The organism is Ureibacillus terrenus, assembly GCF_006569205.1.
GTDB classification, from domain to species: domain Bacteria; phylum Bacillota; class Bacilli; order Bacillales_A; family Planococcaceae; genus Ureibacillus; species Ureibacillus terrenus.
Genome location: NZ_VIGD01000041.1, coordinates 1 through 3,095, shown reverse-complemented (window position 1 = coordinate 3,095; position 3,095 = coordinate 1). Strand labels below are relative to the sequence as shown.

The following is a 3,095-nucleotide window of genomic DNA, read 5'->3' as shown; positions in this document are numbered from 1 at the left end:
TGTAAATTATCACTTTATTTCCGCACAAAAAAGACTCTTTTTTGCACATTCCTTCGGAATATCCCTCTCCCCCTTTCCGAAAGAATGTGCTAAATTTTTTGTGAATTATTTCGGAATGGGACATGGGTGATTTCCAGAGGGGGGACGAGGACGTGATTCGGTTTCATGACTTTCAGGTCGATGTCCAGACATATGCCCAGCGGGGAAAACAAAACGACTTTCCCCTTCTTAAGCGGTGCCCTCATTGCCAGGCAAAACGCCCTCTTTATCGCCATGGGTACTACGAACGAAATGCCGTGACGTCGCATCAGTCTTATCGCATTTGGATCGCTCGGTATCGCTGCCCGGAGTGCAGGAGGACGGTGGCCGTGTTGCCTTCATTTCTTCTCCCTTATTTTCAGTATACGTTGCCCACCATATGGAGAGTGGTGAAAGAACGGTTGGGCCTGACTCCGAAACGGGGGATGGAGGAGGCTCCACTCCTTCCTACGGATGAAGGGGTTTTATTTTATGTCCGACGTTTATTCCGAAATTTGAACCACCTTCATTGGTTTTTTGCGGAGCGCTGGAGAAAAATTGGTCCTGCCATCGCCCAAGCGAGAGAACGAGCCCTATGGTGGATCCAGACGATGGAGGAGATCGGCCTCTTTTTCGTCATCCAAGAGATATGGGAGCACCGATCGACGCATCTTTTTGCACGTACATTCAGTTCCTGATTTTACTTATATCCCCTTATATGGAATCATTTATAGATTCCACAAACCTTTCCTCTCGACGGTCGGGGGAATGATCCGATAGGATAGAGACAGGATGGACCGATAAGGTCCTAGAATGGGATGAACGAAGGAGGAGATCGAAATGAATGAGTCGATGAGACAGGAGATCGCTTTATTTCGGTATGGATTGATCGCTCCATTGGTGAATGGACAAGTCGATCCAAAAACGTACTTGAAGGAAGTAGCGGAACGGATCCATCAAGTTCCCCACCATGGAGAGAAACGCATCGCCGCCAAAACGATCCTCGACTGGTGCACGCAGTACAAAAAAGGGGGCTTTGAGGCGCTGAAGCCGAAACGACGGTCGGACCGTGGCCATTCCCGGAGGCTGTCACCTGAAGAAGAGGATCACATTTTAGCCCTGAGAAAAAAACACCCCCACATGCCCGTGACGGTGTTCTACGAACACCTTATCGAGCAGGGGGAAATCCAATCCATCTCTTATTTCACTATATACCGACTTTTAAAAAAATACAACCTCGTGGGGAAAGAAATTTTACCGATTCCTGAACGAAAACGATTCGCGTACGATCAGGTCAATGAGCTCTGGCAAGGTGATTTGTCCCATGGCCCGTTGATTCGCGTGAATGGCAAAACGCAAAAAACGTTTTTGATTGCCTATATCGATGACTGCTCGCGGGTCGTGCCGTACGCTCAGTTTTTCTCTTCCGAGAAATTTGACGGGTTGCGGATCGTAACCAAGGAAGCGCTGCTTCGATACGGAAAGCCGAAGCGAATTTACTCGGATAACGGCAAGATTTATCGGGCGGAACCCTTGCAGTACGCCTGCGCGGAGTTAGGGATCACCTTGATCCATACCCAGCCGTACGATCCGCAAAGCAAAGGGAAAATCGAACGATTTTTCCGCACCGTACAGACGCGGTTTTACCCGTTGCTCGAAATGAATTCACCGAAGTCGCTCGAAGAGCTAAACGAGCGATTTTGGAAGTGGTTGGAGGAAGATTACCATCGAAAACCGCATGCCTCGTTGAACGGGAAGACGCCACATGAAGTGTTTCAATCGCAAGTCCATTTGGTGTCGTTCGTCGAGGATTCGGATTGGCTCGACTCGATCTTTTTGAAACGCGAATACCGTAAAGTGAAGGCCGATGGTACGGTCACGTTGAACAAGCAGCTGTATGAAGTTCCGCCCCGGTTCATCGGACAATCGATCGAACTCCGTTATGATGAACAAGGCGTGTATGTGTACGAAGACGGTCAACGGGTCGCCGAAGCGGTCCTTGTTCGCTTCGAGGACAATGCCTATGTGAAACGCCATCGGTCACCGTTTGCGGCGGTTCCGGTAGAGGGAGGCGAAAACGATGTATAAAACGTTTTATTCCCTTTCCCGAGAGCCGTTTTCGAAGGAGACGAATCCACCAGAGGCTTATCAAGGGGCCTCGTATCAAGAGGCCCTCGCCGCTTTGGACTACGTGAAACGAACAAGAGGGATCGGGCTATTGATCGGTGAACCAGGGGCCGGCAAGACATTCGCCCTTCGGGCGTTTAAGGAATCCCTGAATCCGTCACTGTATCACGTCGTTTATTTTCCATTGTCAACGGGAAGCGTGATGGACTTTTATCGCGGCCTTGCCTTCGGGCTCGGGGAAGAGCCGAAATACCGCAAGGTCGACTTGTTTTATCAAATCCAACAAGGGATCGAGCGCTTGTATCATGAACAACGGGTAACGTCAGTGTTCATCCTCGATGAAATGCATTTAGCGAAGGATGCCTTTCTGCAGGATATCGCGATCCTGTTCAACTTTCACATGGACTCAACAAATCCGTTTGTCTTGATTTTGGCGGGGCTGCCCCATTTACAGGCAAAACTACGGTTGAATCAACACCGTCCGCTTCACCAACGAATCATCATGCGATACCAGATGGGGCCTCTTGATAAGGAAGAAGTGGTAGGATATATCGAACACCGCCTGAAACAGGCGGGGGCGAAACACCCGATTTTTACCCCAGCTGCCTTAGAAGCGATCGCCCTGCAGTCGCAGGGGTGGCCGCGGATCATCAACAACCTCGCCACCACTTGCCTGTTATACGGCGCTCAATTAAAAAAACATATGATTGACGAAGACATTGTGCGTATGGCAGCCGAAGAAATGGGGTACTGACACAGCAGGGGCTGATCGGCCCCTGTTATGTTTCATCCCGATCCATCCTCATTCTAGTTAATCATCCGAAATAATGTGCAAATGTTCGGAAATAATCTGCAAAACCTGGAATAATTCGCAAAGATTTTGCACATTATTTCAGAATCCGTCCGAAATAATTTGAAAAAGGGATTCTGAAATAATGTGCTAATTTACA

3 protein-coding genes are annotated in these 3,095 nt (G+C 49.0%); all 3 read left to right on the top strand.

The genetic code is table 11. The features are described 5' to 3' along the window. Positions 1–152 precede the first annotated feature (152 nt). The 3 genes from FKZ59_RS14100 to FKZ59_RS14090 all read left to right on the top strand — a co-directional run bounded on the left by FKZ59_RS14100 (position 153) and on the right by FKZ59_RS14090 (position 2,899). Positions 153–716, top strand: a complete 564-nt coding sequence (locus tag FKZ59_RS14100) for a DUF6431 domain-containing protein (protein WP_011229674.1) — start codon at positions 153–155, stop codon at positions 714–716. Positions 717–858: 142 nt separating this feature from the next. Beyond that, complete coding sequence (locus FKZ59_RS14095) at positions 859–2,106, top strand: IS481 family transposase (protein WP_141603373.1); 1,248 nt, start codon at positions 859–861, stop codon at positions 2,104–2,106. Then, positions 2,099–2,899, top strand: coding sequence for an ExeA family protein (locus FKZ59_RS14090; RefSeq protein ID WP_011229854.1), 801 nt, complete (start codon positions 2,099–2,101; stop codon positions 2,897–2,899). Before FKZ59_RS14095 ends, FKZ59_RS14090 begins: the two co-directional genes overlap by 8 nt. The last annotated feature ends 196 nt before the right edge of the window (positions 2,900–3,095 follow it).

Coding starts and splice junctions, on each gene's coding strand:
- FKZ59_RS14090 (WP_011229854.1), top strand. CDS start 2,099: ATGTATAAAACGTTTTATTCCCTTTCCCGAGAGCCGTTTTCGAAGGAG.
- FKZ59_RS14095 (WP_141603373.1), top strand. CDS start 859: ATGAATGAGTCGATGAGACAGGAGATCGCTTTATTTCGGTATGGATTG.